We start from the raw sequence: 18,842 nt of genomic DNA, 5'->3' as shown, positions 1-18,842 counted from the left end.
ATGCGAGTTTCCACCAGCTGGATGCAGCAGCAGTCGATCGGCAGCATGATGGATCGGCAGAGCGACCTGTCCAGGATCAACACGCAGTTGAGCACGGGCAAGCGCATCAACCAGCCGTCCGACGACCCGGTGGGCGCGGCGCGCGCGCTGGACATGAACCACCTCATTGCCGACACCGCGCAATACCAGCGCAACATCACCACGGCCAACGCGCGGCTGGGGCTGGAGGACCAGAGCCTGTCCAACGTCACCAACGTGCTGGGCCGCGTGCGCACCCTGCTGCTGCAGGCGGCCAACGGCAGCCAGACCGACGAGACCCGCGGCGACATCGCCGCCGAGATGGTGCAGCTGCGCCAGCAACTGCTGGGCCAGGCCAACAGCAAGGATGGCCAGGGCGAATACATCTTTGCCGGCAACCGCACCGGGGCCGAGCCGTTCGCGTCGCAAGGCAGCGTTACCTACGTGGGCGACGATGGGCAGCGCATGGTTGCCGCCGGCCCCGGTTTCCAGGTGGCCACCGGCGACCCCGGCAGCGCCGTGTTCGGCAATATCCCCAGCGGCAACGGCACCTTTGCCATCAGCGCCAATGCCGCCAACACGGGCAGCGCGGTGGCCGGCAGCACCAGCGTCAGCAACCCCAACGCCAACCCGTCGGCATGGGATGGCGGCGACTACAGCATCGTGTTTACCGCGGCGGACGCCTACGAAGTGCGTGACGGCGGCGGTGCCGTGCTGGAAACCGGCAGCTACGACAACGTCAAGGGCGGCAGCATCACCTTTCGTGGCGCGCAGGTCGCCTTCGGCGGCGAGCCCGAGGCGGGCGACAGCTTTTCACTGGGCGCATCGCAGCCGCAAAGCGTGTTCACCACGCTGGACAACATCATCGATGTGCTGCGCACGCCCAACGGCGGCGGCGCCGACATGCAGAACGCCCTCAACACCCAGTTCGCCAGCCTCGACCAGGCCATCGACAACATCACCCGCACGCGCGGCAAGGTCGGCGCGCGCATGAATGCACTGGATCAGCAGGCCGGTCTCAACGACGACCTCACCCTTCAGTACAAGAGCGCGCTGTCAGACGCGCAAGACATCAACTATTACGACGCGATCAGCCAGCTTGGGGCGCAAACCACCGCGCTGCAGGCTGCGCAATTGACCTTCAGCAAAGTGCAGGGGTCGAAATTATTTGATTATTTGCGTTGACAAGACTCAAGTTCCGATGTGTTGAGTCGAAACACTGAACAAGGCGGAGGCATTCCATGTGTGAATCCCCGTCCGATTGTCTGGGCCGGCCATCGTCGGCACCCAACCCCGATTCGGAGATACTCCCATGGTCATGAGCGTCAACACCAACATCAGCTCGCTGAATGCCCAGAACAACCTGGCCAAGTCGCAGAGCAAACTGTCCACCGCGATCGAGCGCCTGTCCTCAGGCATGAAGATCAACAGCGCGAAAGACGATGCCGCCGGCCTCGCCATTTCCACCCGCTTCACCACCCAGATCAACGGCCTGAACCAGGCCGTGGCGAATGCCAACGACGGCATTTCGCTGGCGCAGACCACCGAGTCGGCGCTGAACGAGGTGACCAACAACATGCAGCGTATCCGTACGCTGGCGGTGCAGTCGGCCAACGCCACCAACTCCGACTCCGACCGCGCCGCACTCGATGCCGAAGTGCAGCAGCGCCTGGAAGAGATCACCCGCATCTCGCAGCAGACCACCTTCAACGGCCGCCACGTGCTGGACGGCACCTTCGGCAGCGCCGCGTTCCAGATCGGCGCCAACGTGGGCGAGACGATTACCGTCAACCTGAGCCAGGGCGCCGGTTCCAGCCAGGTCGGCCAGGCGGCGGTGTCGACCAGCGGCGACGTCAGCGCGTTGTTCCCGGCCGCTGTTGCCGGCGCGCCGGGTACGCCGGCAGCTCCGGGTTCGGCGACCACGACGGTTGATCTGACTTCGGCGCTGTCCACCGGCATCGCTGTCACCGCGGGCGACCTGACGGTTGGCGGCACCAACGTTGCCGCGGACACCTACACTGATGGCGGCCTGCTTGCGGCCGCCATCGCCGCTGCTGGCGGTGCCGACGTAAGTGCATCGTTCGATGCCGGCACGGGCCTCCTGACGATCACCAATGCGAATGAAGGTTCGGCGGTTGCGCTTGGCGGCACGGACGCTGCCGCGGTCTTCGGCAGCACCAGTTCGGTGGCTGCGCAGACCCCGGAAGTCCCCGCCGGCGCCGGTACGCCCGCGGGCCTCGCCTTGGCAAACGGCGACCTGACCATCAACGGCATCGACATGGAAGGCACCTACGCCGATGCGCAGGCCTTCGTCAGCGCAGTCAATGCCAAGGGTATCGACGGCGTTTCCGCGTTCTACGACAGCGGCAGCAAGTCCTTCGGCATCAACTCGCTCAAGGATCTGACCATCGATGGCAATCTGGCGGGTGCGGGTGCGGGTGGCCTGGGCTTCTCGGGTGCCGGTGCGACACCCATTGCCGCGGACGGCAGCCTGGTAGGTGCCAACGTCAACACGGTGACGGGCGCCAACCAGGTGATCACCCGCATCGACGCGGCACTGTCCACCATCAGCGGCATGCGCAGCGACCTCGGTGCGGTGCAGAACCGCTTCAGCTCCACCATCGCCAACCTGCAGACCATTTCGCAGAACCTGTCTGCCTCGCGCAGCCAGATCCAGGATGCGGACTTCGCGGCCGAAACGGCCAACATGTCCAGCGCCAACATCCTGCAACAGGCCGGTGTCTCGGTGCTGGCGCAGGCCAACGCCACCACGCAGAGCGTGTTGAAGCTCCTGCAGTAATGTAGACCGGAACGGCCGCGATGGGCGCGGCCGTTCCTTTTGACTTCGAGGAAGCCCGAACATGGCGATTACCGTCAATTCAACAACGCCTACCACCGGGTTGCTGACCTCGATGGGCGTGGGCTCGGGCCTGCCGGTTGCCGACCTGGTCAAGCAACTGGTCGAAGCCAAGAAGGCACCGCAACAAACGCAGATTACCGACCAGGCCAAGAACGCCAACACCCAGCTTTCCGGCCTGGGCCAGGTGAGCGCGGCGCTTTCCGCCTTGCAATCGGCGATGGCGTCGATCAGCGACGGCAGCGCTTTCAGCGCGCATTCGGTCAACAGCAGCGACACCGACATATTGAGTGCCACCGCCACCGGTACGGCGGTCGGGGGCAGCTACAAGATTGAAGTCACCCAACTGGCGAGTGCCCTCAAGGCATCGTCCGGTGCGTTCGAGAAGAACAGCACGGCGGTGGGCACGGGCACGCTCAGCATCACCGTGGGCGACAAGACGATGGATCTTTCCATCGACAGCGAGCACAGCTCGTTGGAGTCCATCCGCGACGCCATCAACAAATCCATCGACAACCCGGGCGTCAACGCCACCATCGTCAACGGCACCGACGGCGCGCACCTGGTATTGAGCGGCGAGCGCACCGGTGTGGAAAACGGTTTCAAGATCACCAGCAGCGGCGGCGACGGCGGGTTGGCGGCATTGAACTACGATGCCTCCGCCAGCGAAGGCAACGGGCTGAGCGTGATCAACCCAGCGTCCGATGCCCAGTTCACCATCGACGGCTTGCCCGCCCACAGCGCCGGCAACAGCACCAGCACCGCCATCGACGGGCTCACGCTGAACCTCACGGCGGAGGGCAGCAGCACCGTCACCGTGGCCAACGACACCTCCAAGGCCACCAGCGCGCTGACCAACCTGGTCAACACCTACAACAGCTTCGTGGGCATCTACCAGAACCTCACCAAGTACGACACGGTGAGCGAAACGGCCGGCGCCATGATCGGCGACGCCACGCTCAACGGCATCAACAGCACGCTGGCCCGCATCATGGGCGGCAGCGCCAACGGCGGCAGCATCTCCTCCATCGGCATCTCGTTGCAGGTGGACGGCAAGCTGGCGATCGACAGCGACAAGCTGAAGGAAGCGCTCAGCGACGGCGGCAAGAAGGTCAACGACATCTTCAACCGCGACAACGGCTTCTCGGCGCAGTTGGGCGAGCAGCTCAAAACACTGGTGGGCGACCACGGTGTGCTGGCCGGCCGCACCGACAGCATCAGCCAGCAGTTGAAAGACCTGGACGCGCGGCAGAAGTCGCTGGACATGCGCATGGACAGCCTCACGGCGCGCTACCAGGCGCAGTTCACCGCGCTCGATACGCTGATGTCCAAGCTCAACAGCACCAGCACCTACCTGACGCAGCAGTTCGACGCGCTCACCAACAGCAACAAGAAATAATCCACGGGAGATCAGTGTCATGGGATTCGGCTACGGCGCAGGCGCCTACCAACAGATTCGCTCGCACGGCGGTGTGGAGTCGGCCGACCCGCATGGCCTGATCACGCTGCTGATGGACGGCGCGCTGGAGCGCCTCATCAAGGCCCGCGCCCACATGATGCGCGGCGAAGTGGCCGCCAAGGGCGAAACCATCGGCCGCTGCATCGAGATCATCGGCGGGCTGCGCGACAGCCTGGATCCCAAGGTGGACGCGGCCAACACCAGCCGGCTCGACTCGCTCTATGAATACATGAGCCGCCGCCTGCTGCAGGCTAACCTGCGCGACGACGTCAGCCTGATCGACGAAGTCAGCACCTTGCTGCAGCAAGTGCGCGACAGCTGGGTGCAGATCGCCCCGGCCGCCGCCCAGCGCGCCGCCAGCGCGTGAGCGCCCCGGCCATGTCCCACGAAAGCACCGTTGTCGACCAGGCGTTGCAACTGACCCGCGACATGCTGGGCGCCGGCCAGGCGCAGGAATGGGAGCGGCTGGCCGCCCTGGAAGCCCAGCGCGAACCCCTGCTGCGGCGCGAACACTCCGCCGACGAGGTCTACCAGCTGGGCGAAATCCTGGCCTGCGACCGCGAGCTGCGCGCCCTGGTTCGCCAGGCCCGCGACGAGGCTGCCGCGCAGTGGCAGCGCGAGAATGGTCGGGCACGGGCGATCAGCGCGTACGCCCAGGCGTAGGACGGAGCTGCTTTTGTTGGGGCTTGGCGGTGTGCTGCCCTTCGACTTCGGCCCTGCGGGCCTACGCTCAGGGAGATCGGTGGTTTTGGCGTATACGCTTTGATTGAGCACCGCTGCGGCGTTCCCCCAGCCGATCACCCTGAGCGTAGCGCAGCGAAGTCGAAGGGTTACCGCCGCCTCGGCCTCTGTTTTCGGCCTTGAATGCAATGTAATACAATGCATTCATTCACTGCTGGAGGTCGCCCATGAGTGTCACCACGATTCGCCTGCAGCCCGAGGTCGAGAGCGGCCTTGAGTCCATGTCGGACAAGCTGCATCGCAGCAAGAATTGGCTCGTCAACCAGGCCATTCGGGAGTTCGTTGCCCGCCAGGAGCTGGAGCAATCGCGCTGGAAAGAAACACTCACTGCCATGGAGTCTGCGGCCCACGGCAAGGTAGTTTCAGGGCAAGCCGTTCACGCGTGGCTGGAGTCTTGGGGTACTTCCCATGAGTTGTCTCCTCCACAGGCGGATAAGTGAGGCTCGTTTATTCGCAGGAGGCCGTCGCTGACCTGGTCCGGCTACGTGACTTCATCGCCGACCACGATCCCACTGCCGCTGCTCGCGTCGCTGCAGATCTCATCGCGCGCATTGACAGTCTCTGTGCATTTCCGGAAATGGGGCGCGGTGTTGCGCAAGCTCTTCAACCGGATTCGATTCGCGATTTCATTTTTGGCAAGTACGTCGTTCGCTATACCGTACAAGGCACTGCTCTCGTCATTCTGCGTATCTGGCATCACTTCGAAAGTTCACGAGACAGCGCCTGACCATTCACGCGATGACGCTTCGCGGCGCGGCTCGATTCAGGCGTCAGCCGCCGGTCAAGCCCCGCTACACTCAATCCCAAACCACCACATGATCGGGTGAACATGATGGACGCCAGCAACTGGGACGAATTCGAGCAGCGCGTGAGCAGCGACGAGAGCCTGCACGCGGACAGCGAGGCCATGCCCTGGCCTGACGCCCAGGCGCACCAGTTGCGGCTGGCCGAGCGCAACCTCAATACCTTGTCCGCGATCGCGGCGCTGGAAGAACGCTACGCCGCCGACATGGACGACGACAATCCGGTGATGCTGGAAATGCAGCGGATGGACGCCAAGCTGACCGCGCTGGTCGACATCGTCAACCACTTGCTGGTGCCCACCAGTGCCTTGCCGCCACGGCGGAGCTTGCGCTTCAACGCCGTCGGCGCGGTGCTGCCGGTGGCCTTGGTGCCGGCGGGCGATTCGCTGGTATTGCGGCTGCGCTTCGACGTGTGCCGCAGCCTGCCGCTGGAGTTGGCCGCCAGGGTGGATCGCCGTCTCGACGATGGCCAGGTGTTTGTGCTGTTTGCCGCGCCGGGTGACGTGCTGGGTGACGCCATCGAACGGCTGGTTTTTCGCCATCACCGACGCAAAGTGGCAGAAACGCGCCAACTGACGCTTTGAGTCACCCGCAGGCGGGGGCGGGCCTGTGACCCCGGTCACACTTCGCAATGATTCGGCGAACTTTTGTTGACGCGTTGGTCGTGGCCGTCCTGGCGGTGGCAGTTTCCCGTTTCACGGAATCAACACGTTTCAATTCAGGCATTTAGTGTGATTTCCGGCCATTACGGACGCCCTTCGATGGCTGGCCGGAGGGATGAAAGGCTGACGCACGACGTTTTGCCGTCGCCAAAAAGTCAGCGTTGGCCCCCTTGTTGCTATGTGTTCATCAAACCCGGCGACGTAAACCCGCCGCATCGATGATTGGCCTCACCCAAGACGGGTGTGGCAAACAAGCAACAGGCAGCAGGGGGAATCACCATGCAGAAATTCGACTTCCTGGTTATCGAGTCCGACCGCTCCCGTGTGGATGCCGTGATGTCGGCGCTGCATTTTCTGGGCTATCGACCGCAACGTGGCGATGAGAGCAGTGCTGCCGACGAATCGATGCAGGCCTGGCGCGGGGTCTACATCGGCCAGGTGGATGACGAGGCGGAAGCCGAACGCCAGCTTGCCCTGCTGGGTGACACGGCGACGCATGTGCCGATGCTGCTGGCCGACGACTCCGCCTGGCTGGGCCGCTTCACCGCCACCTCCTCGCCGTTCACCACCCGCGTGGCCACGCTGGCTTTCCCGCTGCGCTACGAGCAGATGGCCGAAGCGATGCGTGCGATGTATGCGCGCCTGCTCGGTGGCCAGGGCAACGGCATCCGCTTCGTGGGCCAGTCCGCGCCGATGAGCCACGTCAACGCCTTGATCCGCCAGGTGGCGCCGTTCGATTCCAGCGTGCTGGTGCTGGGCGAGTCGGGCACCGGCAAGGAAATGGTGGCGCGCTCGATCCACGACAGCTCCCCGCGCCGCGACAAACCCTTTGTGGCGATCAACTGCGGCGCGATTCCCGCCGAGCTGCTGGAAAGCGAACTGTTCGGCCATGAGAAGGGCTCGTTCACCGGCGCCATCAACACCCGCAAGGGCCGCTTCGAAATGGCCGAGGGCGGCACGCTGTTCCTGGACGAGATCGGCGACATGAGCCTGCCGATGCAGGTGAAGCTGTTGCGCGTGCTGCAGGAGCGCGTGTTCGAGCGCGTCGGCGGCAACAAGACCCAGCATTGCGACGTGCGCATCATCGCCGCCACCCATCGCAACCTGGAGCAATCCATCACCGACGGGAAATTCCGCGAGGATCTGTTCTACCGCCTCAGCGTGTTCCCGCTGGAGTTGCCCGCATTGCGCGAACGGCTGGACGACCTGTCCGTGCTGATCACCGAATTCAACCAGCGGCTGGCCCGCCGCGGCCTGGGCGTGGTGCGCTTCGGCACCACCGCGATGCACGCGCTGCAGGCCTACCCGTGGCCCGGCAATGTGCGCGAGCTGTCCAACCTGGTCGAGCGCATGGCCATCCTGTTCCCGCACGGCGAAGTGCGCGCCAGCGACCTGCCCGAGAAATACCGCGGCCAGCAGGTGTGCGATGAAGTGCGCAGTTCCGACCTGCTGGCGATGATGGAAGGCCGCGCCCCCGTCGTGGCCGACATCAGCGAAGCCCGCTCGCCCGTGTCCACCCTGGGTTTGTTGCCGGAGGACGGCCTGGACCTGAAGGACCACCTGGCCGACATCGAAGTGGGCCTGATCCGCCAGGCACTCGACGCCACCGGCGGCGTCGTCGCCCACGCCGCCCGCCTGCTGCACATGCAGCGCACCACCCTGGTGGAAAAGCTGCGCAAGTACGGGTTGCAGGGGAGCATGGCTGCGTGAGGCTGGGAATGGGGAATCGGGATTAGGGAATCGCAAAACCATAAGGCCAAGAGCGCCCTCATCCGCCTGCGGCACCTTCTCCCGCAAGCGGGAGAAGGGAACAGTCGGGGCTTGCGGCGCTTCCCTTCTCGCAAGCTGGGGGCTTGCGGCGTTTCCCTTCTCCCGCTTGCGGGAGAAGGTGCCCGAAGGGCGGAAGAGGGCGCTCCTGATTCTGCTTTGAACGATTCCCGATTCCCCATTCCCGATTCCCGGCATCCCACTGGCACGCCTCGTGCATCCATCTCATGCAAACCCGACACGTGTCGGGATTTTGTCACCCGCTCGCTGTAGATGAGGCAGCCATGAGTACGATCGAAGTCAACAACCTGCTTGCCCAGATGCGCCAGATGACGGCGCAGGTACGTCCGGCGGAAACCGCGTTCAAGGCGGCTCCGGCGGCGGGTCAGCCGGACTTCTCCGCCTTGCTGAAGCAGTCGATCGCGTCGGTGGGGCAGACCCAGATGGAAGCGGGCCGCATGGCGGCGAGTTTCGAGCGCGGCGATGCCGGCGCGGATCTGGGTCGCACCATGATCGCGATGCAGAAGGCCGACTTGTCATTGCGCAGCATGGTCACCGTGCGCAACAAGCTCGTCGATGCGTACAAGGACATCATGAACATGCCGGTCTGACGCACGCTTCGTCCACCGTCGACTCCCTTCATAGAAAACGAGCAGCCCCATGGCCGACAACGGCATCGCGACCACCGACAACAACGGTCGCCTTGATACCTTCAAGCAGCTTTCCCGCAACCCGGCGGCGCGCCAGCTCATGTTGCTGGTGGCCGTGGCCGGCGCGGTGGCGCTGGGGGTTGCCGTGGTGCTGTGGTCGCGCGGGCCGAACTACGGCCTGCTGTATGCGGGGCTCGGACAAAGCGACGCCGCCGCGATCGCGCAGCAGCTGCAATCCACCAATACGCCGTTCCAGCTCAGCAGCGATGGCTCGTCGATCATGGCGCCGGCTGCCGACCTGGCCGCGCTGCGGCTGAAACTGGCCGGCCAGGGCTTGCCGCAGGGCACGGCCTCGTCCACCGCCAAGGGCGGCGATTCGCCGTTCGGCATGAGCGACCTGGCCGAGCGCACCCGCTATCAGCAACTGCTGGAGACCGACCTGGGCAATACCATCGGCGGGCTGCAGTCGGTGCGTTCCGCGCGCGTGCACCTGGCCTTGCCCAAGCCGTCGGCCTTCATCCGCGACAACCGCCCGGCTACCGCCTCGGTGCTGGTGACGCTGTACCCGGGCCGCCAGCTGGACGCCGGCCAGGTGGCGGCGATCGTGCACCTGGTGTCGGCCAGCGTGCCGGACCTGGATACGCACCAGGTGTCGGTGATCGATCAGCAGGGCCAGTTGCTCACCACCGACCCGGACAGCCCCGGCGCCATCGGCGACAGCCGCTTGCGCCTTTCCACCCGTATCGAAAACACCTACGCCGAACGCATCGAACAATTGCTGACCCCGCTGGTGGGGCCGGGCAGGGTGCGGGCGCAGGTGTATGCGGATCTGGATTTCAGCCAGACCGAGAAAGCCACCGAAACCTTCGGCCATGAACACCCGGCGCTGCGCAGCGAGCAGACCAGCAGCGAACGCCGCGGCGATGGCGCCCAGGGCGGCGTGCCCGGCGCGCTGAGCAACCAGCCGCCAGCGCTGGTGGCGCAGCCGACCGCGGCCAATCCGGATGCGGGCGCCGCCAACGCCAAGCCTGATCCGAAGGCGGCCACCGGCACCACCACCACGACTACCAGTACCGCCGATACTTCCAGCAGCGCCACCCGCAACTACGAACTGGACCGCACCATCAGCCACGTCAGCGATCCGGCCGGGCGACTGGCGCGGCTCACCGTGGCGGTGGTGCTGGACAACAAGCTGGTCAGTGGCGGCGTCGACGGGGGCGGCGAGCCGAAGCCGGCCACCAGCGTGCCGTTTACCGCGCAGGAGCTGCAACACCTCACCGACCTGACCAAGAACGCGGTGGGCTTCAATGCCGCGCGCGGCGACAGCGTCAGCGTGGTCAACCAGTCGTTCCAGCGCGGTCCCTCGCCCGAGGCCTTGCCGGATACGCCGTTCTGGCAGCGGCCAGGCATGATGGATCTGATCAAGCAGGGCGTCGGTATCCTGCTGGCGCTTCTGGTAGCGTTCGGCGTGCTGCGGCCTTTGTTGAAAGGGCTGTTGCGAGGGGAGGCCCCGGCGCGCGCATTGCCGTCGCCGATGCCGCAGATTTCCGTACGCGTCGATGACGAACCGCAGGGAGCGGACGAACCGGCGCGGCTGCACAACACGCCCGCGCTTGCCTATGAGCAACGCGTGGGAGCGGCTCGCCGGATGGTGACCGAGAACCCGAAACAGGTGGCTCAGGTGGTAAAGAACTGGGTGAGCGAAGATGGCAGTTGATCAATCCAAGATTTCCGGCGCGCAGCGCGCGGCCATTCTGCTGCTGACACTGGGCGAAGAGGACGCTGCCGAAGTGCTCAAGCACCTCAGCGCGCGCGACGTGCAGGCGGTGGGGTCGGCCATGGCCGCCCTGTCCGGCGTCTCGCGCGAGCAGGTCGAGGTGGTGCTGAACAAGCTCGACGCCGACATGGGTCAGCAGACCGCGCTGGGCGTGGGCACCGAGGAGTACATCCGCAAGATCCTGGTCAACGCGCTGGGCGAGAACAAGGCCGGTGGCCTGATCGACCGCATCCTGCTGGGTCGCAGCAGCAAGGGCCTGGAATCGCTGAAGTGGATGGAGAGCCGCGCCATCGCCGAGATGATCAACCAGGAGCATCCGCAGATCATCGCGCTGGTGCTGGCGCATCTCGAACCGGATCAGGCCGCCGAGGTACTTGGCTACCTGCCCGAGCGCGTGCGCAGCGACGCGGTAATGCGCATCGCCACGCTCGACGGCGTGCAGCCGCATGCGTTGAACGAGCTCGATGAAATCATGGAGCGCCAGTTCTCCGGCACCACCAAGAAGCTGAAGTCCGCCAACGTGGGCGGTCTCAAGGCCGCCGCCGACATCCTCAATGCGATGGAGGCCAGCCGCGAAACCGAGTTGATGGGCGCCATCCGTACCCACGACGAGGCCCTCAGCGGGCGCATCGAGGACTTGATGTTCGTGTTCGAGGATCTGGCCGAGCTGGACGACCGCGGCATGCAGACGCTGCTGCGCGAAGTGCCGTCGGGCACCTTGATCACCGCGTTGAAGGGCGCCGAACCGGCCATCCGCGAAAAGATCTTCGCCAACATGTCCAAGCGTGCCGCCGACATGATGCGCGACGACCTGGAGGTGAAGGGTCCGGTGCGCCTGAGCGACGTCGACGCGGCGCAGAAGGAAGTGCTGGTGATCGCCCGCAAGCTGTCCGATGCCGGCCAGCTCAGTCTGTCCTCCAGCGGCGATGAGTTCGTCTGATGGTTGCGGTCGTCGGCAACGGGCCTGATGTGCAGCGTTGGGAATTGCCCAACGTTGGCAACGGCGAGTTGCCGAACCGCCGCAAGGACGATCCGCCGCAACCGACCGTGCGTGAACTCGAAGCGCTGGAACAGCAGGCGCGCGAGGAGGGCTACGCCGCCGGCCGTGCCGAAGGGTTGGCCGCCGCGCGACAGCAGCTGCAGCAGAACATGGCGCGCTTCGACGCGCTGTGCGAAGCCGCCGCCCGTCCGTTGCAGGCACTCGATGATCGCACCGAGCAGGAGCTGGCGCGGCTGGCGATCGTGATGGCGCGACGCGTGGTTGCGCGCGAGCTGCAACTGTCGCCCGACCTCATCGCCAAAGCCGTTCGCCAGGCCGCAGCGGCCTTGCCCGCCGCCACGCGCGACCTGCGCGTGCATCTTCACCCCGATGACCTGGCCTTGCTGCGCGAGCTGGGCGCGGTCGAAAGCCATTGGCAGCTGCATGCCGACGCCAGCCTGACGCGTGGCGGTTGCCAGCTGGAAAGCGAACGCTCCCGCCTCGATGCCACCGTCGAAGCGCGCCTGGCCGCGGTGGTCGACGCGGTGCTCGGTGACGATGTGGACGACGAGGCTGGCGCATGAACGCCCAGGCCGACACCGTCGCGCGGCAGCTGTCGTGGCAGCAGAAGCTGGCCCGGCGCACGGCGCGTGCGGAGACCGTGCGTACGCTGGCGGTCGAAGGCTGCCTGCGGCGGGTCGTGGGATTGACGCTGGAGGCGGAAGGTTGCGAAGCCGCGCTCGGCGCGCGCTGCCTGGTCGACACCGCCGACGGCGCGCAACTGGATACCGAAGTCGTGGGCTTTGCCGATGAACGGCTGCTGCTGATGCCGGTCGGCGACATGCACGGCGTATTGCCCAACGCCCGCGTCCGCCCCTGTGCACACACCCGCGGCCTGCCGGTGGGCCATGCGCTGCTGGGCCGTGTGGTGGGCGCCGATGGCATACCGCTGGATGGTCTGGGTCCGCTGGCATCCGATGAACATGCGGCGCTGAAGAGCGAGCCGATCAACCCGATGGCGCGCAAGCCCATCGATGCGCCGCTGGACGTGGGCGTGCGGGCGATCAATGCCTTGCTTACCGTGGGTCGCGGCCAGCGACTGGGCCTGTTTGCCGGTTCCGGCGTGGGCAAATCCACCTTGCTGGGCATGATGACGCGCTACACCAACGCCGACGTGGTGGTGGTGGGGCTGATCGGCGAGCGCGGCCGCGAGGTAAAGGAATTCGTCGAGCATACGCTGGGCGAGGAGGGCCGCCGCCGCGCCGTGATCGTGGCCGCGCCGGCCGACGCGCCACCGCTGAAACGCCTGCGCGGCGCGCAATACGCCACCGCCATCGCCGAGTGGTTCCGCGACCGCGGCATGCGCGTGCTGCTGCTGATGGACTCGATCACCCGCTACGCCCAGGCCCAACGCGAAATCGCGCTCGCCATCGGCGAGCCGCCGGCCACCAAGGGTTACCCGCCATCGGTGTTCGCGATGATGCCGGCACTGGTCGAGCGCGCCGGCAACGACGCCGAGGGTCGCGGCTCGATCACCGCGTTCTACACCGTGCTTACCGAGGGCGACGACTACCGCCATGATCCGATCGCGGATGCGGCGCGCGCCATTCTGGACGGCCATATCGTGCTGTCGCGCGACCTGGCCGAAGCCGGGCATTACCCGGCCATCGACATCGAGGCGTCGATCAGCCGCGTGATGCCCGCCGTGGTGGCGCGCGAGCATCTGCGCGCGGCGCAGCGTTTCCGCCAGGTCTATTCCGCCTATCGCCAGCAGCGCGACCTGATCGCGGTGGGTGCGTACCAGAAAGGCTCCGACCCGCAGGTCGATCTGGCCATCGACATGTGGCCGCAACTGCGCGCCTTCCTGCAGCAGGAGGTGGATGAACCGATGACGCTCGAAATGGCCATCGCCAAACTCGATGCTCTGGCCGAGCAGGTGCCCGGATGAGCTCGCGCGCCGTGCAATTGCAGCCGGCGGTGGACCAGGCGAAGCAGCGCACCGAGGATGCGCTGGCGCAATTGGCCTTGCAGCAGCAGCAGCTGGCCAAGGCCGAGCACCAACTGGGCGAGCTGAAGCGCTACCGCCAGGAATACGCCAGCAACGGCGACGGCAGCTTGACCGTGAGTGCGCTGCTGAACCGTCAGAAATTCGTCGAGCGCATCGACCAGGCGATCACGCAGCAGACCGGCGAGGTCGCCCGCCTGCAGCGCCTGCTCGACCAGGTGCGCGGCCGCTGGCACCAGGCACATGCGCGCGAAAGCGCACTCGACAGCGTGATCGAACATTGCCTCGAAGAGGAGCGCCAGGCCGCCGACCGCCACGAGCAGGCCGAGATCGACGAACGCATGCAATACCGGCGGCCACGCTGATGGCGCGGATCTTGCCTTTCATTCGGGGTATGCAGGGTGCGCCGGGCGCACACCTGCCGCCTGTTTTTCGCTACCCGGCGTGCGCACGGCCGGTTGTCGCCCACGCACGCCACTGCTGACGGAGTCACTTCGCCATGACCGCTACCGCCGCTGTTCTCCCCGCCGCCGTTCCGCGCGCCACATCGACGCCCGAGCCGCGCGACGCGGCATCCAGCCCCGGCAAGTTCGATCGGCAACTCGACGCCGCCCGCCAGAAGCAGGCCTCGCCCGCTGACGACGGCAAGAAGGCGCCGTCCGGCGATCAGGCCAACAAGACGGCGGACACGCCGCCCACCGCGAACGCGCCGGCGGCCGTGCCCGCCAAGACCACCGCCGGAACCGCGGTCGAAACCACCGCGCTCGCCAAGGACATCGACGACGACGCGCCGGCCGATGGCGACACCCCGGCCGCGGCCCTGGCCGGTGCGATGCTGGCCCTGCTCGGGCCTGCCACCACCACCTTGCGGTCGCCGCTTGCGGGCCTCGCCGACGCGAAGGTCGGCGTTGCCGGCAAGGCCGTGGCCGGCGATGCCGGCGCGGCGGCCCTGCTGAAATTGAACACGGCCGCCACCGGTACGGCGGCCAACGCGAACATCACGGCCTTGCCACCGGGGGCCGGGATCATGCTTGCCGCGGGCGAGGCCCGGCTTGCCGGCAGCGAAACCCGGCTCGCCGCCATCGACAAACCCGGCGATGCAGCAGCCCAGCCAGCCGCCGCGCTGACTTCGCACGGCACGGGCACCCAGGCGGCACCGGGGGTGCATCAACTGCAGATTCCCACACCCGCAGGCAGCCACGGCTTTGCCCAGGAGCTTGGCCAGCACGTGGCCTGGCTGGGTGGCCAGGACGTCAAGCAGGCACGTATCCGGTTGAATCCGGAGGATATGGGCCAGCTCGACATCAAGATCAGCGTCAACCACGGTCGGGTCGACGTGGTGTTCAACGCGCAGCACCCCGGCGCGGTGGCGGCCGTGCAGCAAAGCCTGCCGCAACTCGATCAGATGCTGGGCCAGCACGGACTCTCGCTGGGCCACACCGAAGTCGGCCAGCACGATCGCGGCAGCCACAACGGTGGTGAACGTCAAACCACCGAAGGCGCCGGGATCGATGACATCGGCGAAATCCATGGCATGACGGCATCGCCCGTTTCGGTCGGGCTGCTGGATGCGTTTGCCTGAGGGTGGGAATGGGGAATAGGGAATAGGGAATCGCAACAGCAGCGCCCGCCGCGGACATGCACGTTCTTGTGGGAGCGACTTCAGTCGCGATGCCCTTTCTTTGGAACTCCAGAGCAGGAGCATCGCGGCTGAAGCCACTCCCACAGTTTTTGTTGCGCCGCACGCCGCCTGTGCCCTTGCGAATCCCGAATCCCGAATCCCGGCAGCAAAGCGTCACGTCAACCTGCCGCCAGGCGTCAAGAAAGCGCCACGTCGCCCGCACGCTTCCGCCAGATCCCCGCTGCCATGCGCTTTTCGTCGATGGCACACGGTTTGCTTCTGATGGGCATCGCCCGCTAGCACGGGCTTTCCCCTGAAACTGAAATCGAGGTTTTCCATGGCTGTAGCCGACGAAGAGCTGGTTGGGGCACCGCCTGCGCCCAGGAAGAAAAGCCGCCTCCCGATGATCATCGGCCTGGTGGTGGTGCTGTTGGCGCTTGGCGGGGGCGGCCTCGCCTACAAGACGATGCACGCCAAGGCCGCGGCCAAGAACGCCAAGCCGGCGCCGAAGGCGGAGCTGTACCTGCCGCTCGATCCGCCGTTCGTGGTCAATTTTCGCGACGATGATTCGCTGCGTTACCTGCAGGTCGGGGTCACGCTGATGTCGCATGACGCCGATGCGCTGGCCGCGGCCAAGGCCGCCGAGCCGGTGATCCGCGATGCGCTGGTGTCGCTTTTCAGCAGCCAGGAATACTCGATCATCAGCAACACCGCCGGTCGCGACAAGCTGCAGGCGCAGGCGCTGGTGGTGGTGCGCAAGATCGTGCAGGAGCGCCTGGGGAAGCCCGGCGTGGATGCGTTGTACTTCACCAGCTTCGTGATGCAGTGACCGGGACGCCGCGATGAGCGATCTGCTTTCCCAGGACGAAATCGACGCGCTGCTGGATGGCGTCGAAGGTGGCGATGTCACCACCGGCACCGACGAGCCGTTGCCGCCGGGCACCGTCCTTTCCTACGACTTCACCCAGCAGGACCGGCTGGTGCGCGGGCGCCTGCCGACGCTGGAAATGGTCAACGACCGCTTTGCCCGGTTCTTCCGCACCGCGATCTTCAACGTGCTGCGCAAGACCTGCGAAGTGTCGGTGCTGGGCGTGAAGATGGTGAAGTTCACCGAATACGTGCACGGCCTGGCCGTGCCCAGCAACCTGAACCTGGTGCGCATCAAGCCGTTGCGCGGCAGTGCGCTGGTGGTATTCGAGCCGCGGCTGGTGTTCACCGTGATCGACAACTTCTTCGGCGGCGACGGCCGCTACCACGCGCGCATCGAAGGTCGCGATTTCACCGCCACCGAGAACCGCGTCATCCAGATCATGCTGACCGAGCTGTTCGGCGCGATGACCGAAGCGTGGGCGCCGGTGCTGGGGCTGGATTTCGAATACATCAACTCCGAGATCAACCCGCAGTTCGCCAACATCGTCAGCCCCACCGAAACGGTGGTGGTGTCGCGCTTCCACGTCGAGCTCGATGGCGGTGGCGGCGAAATCCATCTCACCTTGCCGTACGCGATGGTCGAGCCGATCCGCACCTTGCTGGACGCCGGTGTGCAGAGCGATCGGGTCGACCGCGACGATCGCTGGGCCGAGTTCCTGCATGAGGAAGTGCTCGACGCCGAGGTGGCGCTGAGTTCGCTGCTGCTCGAAACGCGGCTCAGCATCGGCGAGTTCCTGCACCTGCGCCCGGGTGACGTCATCCCGATCCAGCTGCCTGAACTGACCACCGTCTATGCCGAGGACGTACCGGTGTTCCGCGGCAGCTACGGTCAATCCAACGGCCGCAATGCGGTGCGTTTCCATACCCAGGCCGGCCGGCGCGAGAGGCGCGCGGGCGGCGATCATCCGACAGAGAAGAAACCAGCATGAACCAGTCCACCGAAGACAGCGCGGTTGCCGACCCGAGCGATCGCGTCCAGTTCGATTCCCTGCAGAACCTCCCCGGCGGCCTGGGCGAGGTCAACCTGGACATGATCCTGGATGTGCCGGTGACCCTGGCGATGGAAGTGGGGCGCACCCGCATCAGCATCCGCAACCTGCTGCAGCTCAACCAGGGCTCGGTGGTGGAGCTGGATCGCGCCGCGGGCGAACCGCTGGACGTGTTCGTCAACGGCACCCTGGTGGCGCACGGGGAAGTGGTGGTGATCAACGAGAAGTTCGGCATCCGCCTGACCGACGTGATCAGCCCCGCCGAACGCGTACGCAAACTGCGATGAGCACGCTGGCCCTCATGCTGGCGGTCGCGCCGGCTGCCGCCGAGTTCGATCCCGCCAGCGAGCTGGTGCGGGTGATTCTGAGCCTGTTCGGCATCATCGCGTTGATCGTGGTGGCCGGCTGGCTCACCCGCCGGTTGCAGCGTCGCCCCGGCATGGGTGGGCGCCGCATCCGCTGCGTGGAAACCTTCGCCGTCGGTGCGCGCGAGCGCCTGCTGCTGATCGATGCCGATGGCAAGCGCCTGCTGGTGAGCATGGGCGCGGGCGGCACCCGCACGCTGCACGTGTACGACGGCGAAGTACCCGCGCAAAGCGAGCCGGAGCCGCTCAAGCCCCTGCCCAGTGCGAGCGACCTGCTGGCACGCTGGAAGCGTCGCTCATGAAGCGTTGGCGCTGGATCATTGCAGCACTGCTGGTGGTGCTGCCGCTGGGCGCGTGGGCGGTGACGCCGGGCATCCCGGTGCTGAACGTGCAGACCGCGGCCGACGGTGCCAAGAACTGGACGCTGTCGCTGCAGGTGCTGGCGTTGATGACGGCGCTGACCTTGCTGCCGGCGATCCTGCTGATGATGACGTCGTTCACCCGCATCATCATCGTGCTGGGCTTCCTGCGCCAGGCGCTGGGCACGCAGTCCACACCGCCCAACCAGGTGCTGCTGGGGCTGGCGCTGTTCCTCACGTTGTTCGTGATGTCGCCGGTGCTGACCAAGGCCTACGACGAGGGTGTGAAGCCATACATGGATGGCAACCTCAGCGCGGAACTGGCGCTGCCGGCGGCCACCGCACCGTTCAAGCATTTCATGCTGGACCAGACCCGCGATGCGGATCTGCAGCTGTTCACCCGGTTGGCCAAGGAAAAACCATACGCCAGCAAGGCCGACGTGCCGTTCAAGGTGGCAATGCCGGCCTTCCTCACCAGCGAGTTGAAGACGGCGTTCCAGATGGGCTTTCTGCTGTTCGTGCCGTTCCTGATCATCGACCTGGTGGTGGCCAGCGTGCTGATGTCGATGGGCATGATGATGGTCTCCCCGATGATCATCTCGCTACCCTTCAAGATCATGCTGTTCGTACTGGTCGACGGCTGGACGCTGCTGCTGGGCACGCTGGCCGGGAGTTTCTACACGTGACCGCGCCCCCTGTAGGAGCGCACCCTGTGCGCGATGCTTTTTCTTGTGGGAGCGACTTCAGTCGCGATGCTCTTTGGCCGTCGATCAGGAGCAAGAGCTTTCGATCGCCTACGGCGCTCGAGTCACTTTCTCTTTGCGTGGCCAAAGAGAAAGTAACCAAAGAGAAAGGCCACC

General features: G+C 65.9%; 21 protein-coding genes. All 21 read left to right on the top strand.

Features of this window, described 5'->3' with window-relative positions:
* The 21 genes from flgL (at position 1) to fliP (ending at position 18,668) form a co-directional block, all read left to right on the top strand.
* Entirely contained in the window at positions 1 to 1,203 is a 1,203-nt protein-coding gene (gene flgL / locus UU9_RS02250) for a flagellar hook-associated protein FlgL (protein ID WP_040670034.1), read from the top strand.
* Positions 1,204 to 1,330: 127 nt separating this feature from the next.
* Positions 1,331 to 2,818: a flagellin N-terminal helical domain-containing protein gene (locus UU9_RS18490; RefSeq protein WP_007080090.1), complete on the top strand. Its 1,488-nt coding sequence runs from the start codon at positions 1,331 to 1,333 to the stop codon at positions 2,816 to 2,818.
* 61 nt (positions 2,819 to 2,879) lie between these two features.
* The gene (gene fliD, locus UU9_RS02240; protein WP_007080089.1) at positions 2,880 to 4,274 is read left to right on the top strand and encodes a flagellar filament capping protein FliD; all 1,395 of its coding nucleotides are present in this window, start codon (positions 2,880 to 2,882) and stop codon (positions 4,272 to 4,274) included.
* Positions 4,275 to 4,293: 19 nt separating this feature from the next.
* Entirely contained in the window at positions 4,294 to 4,701 is a 408-nt protein-coding gene (gene fliS / locus UU9_RS02235; RefSeq protein WP_007080088.1) for a flagellar export chaperone FliS, read from the top strand.
* 11 nt (positions 4,702 to 4,712) lie between these two features.
* Complete coding sequence (gene fliT, locus UU9_RS02230; protein WP_007080087.1) at positions 4,713 to 4,997, top strand: flagellar protein FliT; 285 nt, start codon at positions 4,713 to 4,715, stop codon at positions 4,995 to 4,997.
* Between the two features lie 245 nt (positions 4,998 to 5,242).
* Positions 5,243 to 5,515 carry a CopG family ribbon-helix-helix protein gene (locus tag UU9_RS02225; RefSeq protein ID WP_007080086.1) on the top strand — a complete coding sequence of 91 codons (273 nt, stop codon included), beginning with the start codon at positions 5,243 to 5,245 and terminating at the stop codon, positions 5,513 to 5,515.
* Positions 5,512 to 5,802 (top strand): type II toxin-antitoxin system RelE/ParE family toxin, encoded by a 291-nt coding sequence (locus UU9_RS17440; protein ID WP_007080085.1) that lies wholly within the window; start codon positions 5,512 to 5,514, stop codon positions 5,800 to 5,802. The genes UU9_RS02225 and UU9_RS17440 overlap by 4 nt, the downstream gene beginning before the upstream one ends.
* A 102-nt stretch (positions 5,803 to 5,904) precedes the next feature.
* Positions 5,905 to 6,462, top strand: coding sequence for a PilZ domain-containing protein (locus UU9_RS02215; protein ID WP_007080084.1), 558 nt, complete (start codon positions 5,905 to 5,907; stop codon positions 6,460 to 6,462).
* Positions 6,463 to 6,819: 357 nt separating this feature from the next.
* Positions 6,820 to 8,250, top strand: coding sequence for a sigma-54 dependent transcriptional regulator (locus tag UU9_RS02210; protein WP_007080083.1), 1,431 nt, complete (start codon positions 6,820 to 6,822; stop codon positions 8,248 to 8,250).
* 341 nt (positions 8,251 to 8,591) lie between these two features.
* Entirely contained in the window at positions 8,592 to 8,918 is a 327-nt protein-coding gene (fliE, locus tag UU9_RS02205; protein WP_007080082.1) for a flagellar hook-basal body complex protein FliE, read from the top strand.
* A gap of 49 nt (positions 8,919 to 8,967) precedes the next feature.
* Entirely contained in the window at positions 8,968 to 10,674 is a 1,707-nt protein-coding gene (gene fliF / locus UU9_RS02200; RefSeq protein ID WP_007080081.1) for a flagellar basal-body MS-ring/collar protein FliF, read from the top strand.
* Between the two features lie 10 nt (positions 10,675 to 10,684).
* Complete coding sequence (fliG, locus tag UU9_RS02195; protein ID WP_202799793.1) at positions 10,685 to 11,674, top strand: flagellar motor switch protein FliG; 990 nt, start codon at positions 10,685 to 10,687, stop codon at positions 11,672 to 11,674.
* Positions 11,674 to 12,297, top strand: a complete 624-nt coding sequence (locus UU9_RS02190) for a FliH/SctL family protein (RefSeq protein WP_007080079.1) — start codon at positions 11,674 to 11,676, stop codon at positions 12,295 to 12,297. The genes fliG and UU9_RS02190 overlap by 1 nt, the downstream gene beginning before the upstream one ends.
* A complete protein-coding gene (gene fliI / locus UU9_RS02185) occupies positions 12,294 to 13,661 on the top strand; it encodes a flagellar protein export ATPase FliI (RefSeq protein WP_007080078.1) in 1,368 nt (455 codons plus the stop codon). Before UU9_RS02190 ends, fliI begins: the two co-directional genes overlap by 4 nt.
* A complete protein-coding gene (gene fliJ / locus UU9_RS02180) occupies positions 13,658 to 14,083 on the top strand; it encodes a flagellar export protein FliJ (RefSeq protein WP_007080077.1) in 426 nt (141 codons plus the stop codon). Before fliI ends, fliJ begins: the two co-directional genes overlap by 4 nt.
* A gap of 134 nt (positions 14,084 to 14,217) precedes the next feature.
* Entirely contained in the window at positions 14,218 to 15,300 is a 1,083-nt protein-coding gene (locus tag UU9_RS02175; protein WP_007080076.1) for a flagellar hook-length control protein FliK, read from the top strand.
* A 376-nt stretch (positions 15,301 to 15,676) separates the two neighbouring features.
* Positions 15,677 to 16,168, top strand: a complete 492-nt coding sequence (locus tag UU9_RS02170) for a flagellar basal body-associated FliL family protein (protein ID WP_040670027.1) — start codon at positions 15,677 to 15,679, stop codon at positions 16,166 to 16,168.
* 13 nt (positions 16,169 to 16,181) lie between these two features.
* On the top strand, positions 16,182 to 17,198 hold the full coding sequence (fliM, locus tag UU9_RS02165) for a flagellar motor switch protein FliM (RefSeq protein ID WP_007080074.1): 1,017 nt from the start codon (positions 16,182 to 16,184) through the stop codon (positions 17,196 to 17,198).
* Complete coding sequence (gene fliN, locus UU9_RS02160; RefSeq protein ID WP_007080073.1) at positions 17,195 to 17,545, top strand: flagellar motor switch protein FliN; 351 nt, start codon at positions 17,195 to 17,197, stop codon at positions 17,543 to 17,545. Before fliM ends, fliN begins: the two co-directional genes overlap by 4 nt.
* Positions 17,542 to 17,925, top strand: a complete 384-nt coding sequence (locus tag UU9_RS02155) for a FliO/MopB family protein (protein ID WP_007080072.1) — start codon at positions 17,542 to 17,544, stop codon at positions 17,923 to 17,925. Before fliN ends, UU9_RS02155 begins: the two co-directional genes overlap by 4 nt.
* Positions 17,922 to 18,668: a flagellar type III secretion system pore protein FliP gene (gene fliP / locus UU9_RS02150; protein WP_007080071.1), complete on the top strand. Its 747-nt coding sequence runs from the start codon at positions 17,922 to 17,924 to the stop codon at positions 18,666 to 18,668. The genes UU9_RS02155 and fliP overlap by 4 nt, the downstream gene beginning before the upstream one ends.
* The last annotated feature ends 174 nt before the right edge of the window (positions 18,669 to 18,842 follow it).

Source organism: Rhodanobacter fulvus Jip2, from assembly GCF_000264315.1.
GTDB lineage: Bacteria > Pseudomonadota > Gammaproteobacteria > Xanthomonadales > Rhodanobacteraceae > Rhodanobacter > Rhodanobacter fulvus.
The sequence above is the reverse complement of the archived record's forward strand: the minus strand, read 5'-3'. Positions and strand labels throughout refer to the sequence as shown.

Excerpts from the sequence above, each read along its gene's own strand:
- flgL (WP_040670034.1), top strand. The coding sequence starts at position 1 with ATGCGAGTTTCCACCAGCTGGATGCAGCAGCAGTCGATCGGCAGCATG.
- UU9_RS18490 (WP_007080090.1), top strand. The coding sequence starts at position 1,331 with ATGGTCATGAGCGTCAACACCAACATCAGCTCGCTGAATGCCCAGAAC.
- fliD (WP_007080089.1), top strand. The coding sequence starts at position 2,880 with ATGGCGATTACCGTCAATTCAACAACGCCTACCACCGGGTTGCTGACC.
- fliS (WP_007080088.1), top strand. The coding sequence starts at position 4,294 with ATGGGATTCGGCTACGGCGCAGGCGCCTACCAACAGATTCGCTCGCAC.
- fliT (WP_007080087.1), top strand. The coding sequence starts at position 4,713 with ATGTCCCACGAAAGCACCGTTGTCGACCAGGCGTTGCAACTGACCCGC.
- UU9_RS02225 (WP_007080086.1), top strand. The coding sequence starts at position 5,243 with ATGAGTGTCACCACGATTCGCCTGCAGCCCGAGGTCGAGAGCGGCCTT.
- UU9_RS02215 (WP_007080084.1), top strand. The coding sequence starts at position 5,905 with ATGATGGACGCCAGCAACTGGGACGAATTCGAGCAGCGCGTGAGCAGC.
- UU9_RS02210 (WP_007080083.1), top strand. The coding sequence starts at position 6,820 with ATGCAGAAATTCGACTTCCTGGTTATCGAGTCCGACCGCTCCCGTGTG.
- fliE (WP_007080082.1), top strand. The coding sequence starts at position 8,592 with ATGAGTACGATCGAAGTCAACAACCTGCTTGCCCAGATGCGCCAGATG.
- fliF (WP_007080081.1), top strand. The coding sequence starts at position 8,968 with ATGGCCGACAACGGCATCGCGACCACCGACAACAACGGTCGCCTTGAT.
- UU9_RS02190 (WP_007080079.1), top strand. The coding sequence starts at position 11,674 with ATGGTTGCGGTCGTCGGCAACGGGCCTGATGTGCAGCGTTGGGAATTG.
- fliI (WP_007080078.1), top strand. The coding sequence starts at position 12,294 with ATGAACGCCCAGGCCGACACCGTCGCGCGGCAGCTGTCGTGGCAGCAG.
- fliJ (WP_007080077.1), top strand. The coding sequence starts at position 13,658 with ATGAGCTCGCGCGCCGTGCAATTGCAGCCGGCGGTGGACCAGGCGAAG.
- UU9_RS02175 (WP_007080076.1), top strand. The coding sequence starts at position 14,218 with ATGACCGCTACCGCCGCTGTTCTCCCCGCCGCCGTTCCGCGCGCCACA.
- UU9_RS02170 (WP_040670027.1), top strand. The coding sequence starts at position 15,677 with ATGGCTGTAGCCGACGAAGAGCTGGTTGGGGCACCGCCTGCGCCCAGG.
- fliM (WP_007080074.1), top strand. The coding sequence starts at position 16,182 with ATGAGCGATCTGCTTTCCCAGGACGAAATCGACGCGCTGCTGGATGGC.
- fliN (WP_007080073.1), top strand. The coding sequence starts at position 17,195 with ATGAACCAGTCCACCGAAGACAGCGCGGTTGCCGACCCGAGCGATCGC.
- UU9_RS02155 (WP_007080072.1), top strand. The coding sequence starts at position 17,542 with ATGAGCACGCTGGCCCTCATGCTGGCGGTCGCGCCGGCTGCCGCCGAG.
- fliP (WP_007080071.1), top strand. The coding sequence starts at position 17,922 with ATGAAGCGTTGGCGCTGGATCATTGCAGCACTGCTGGTGGTGCTGCCG.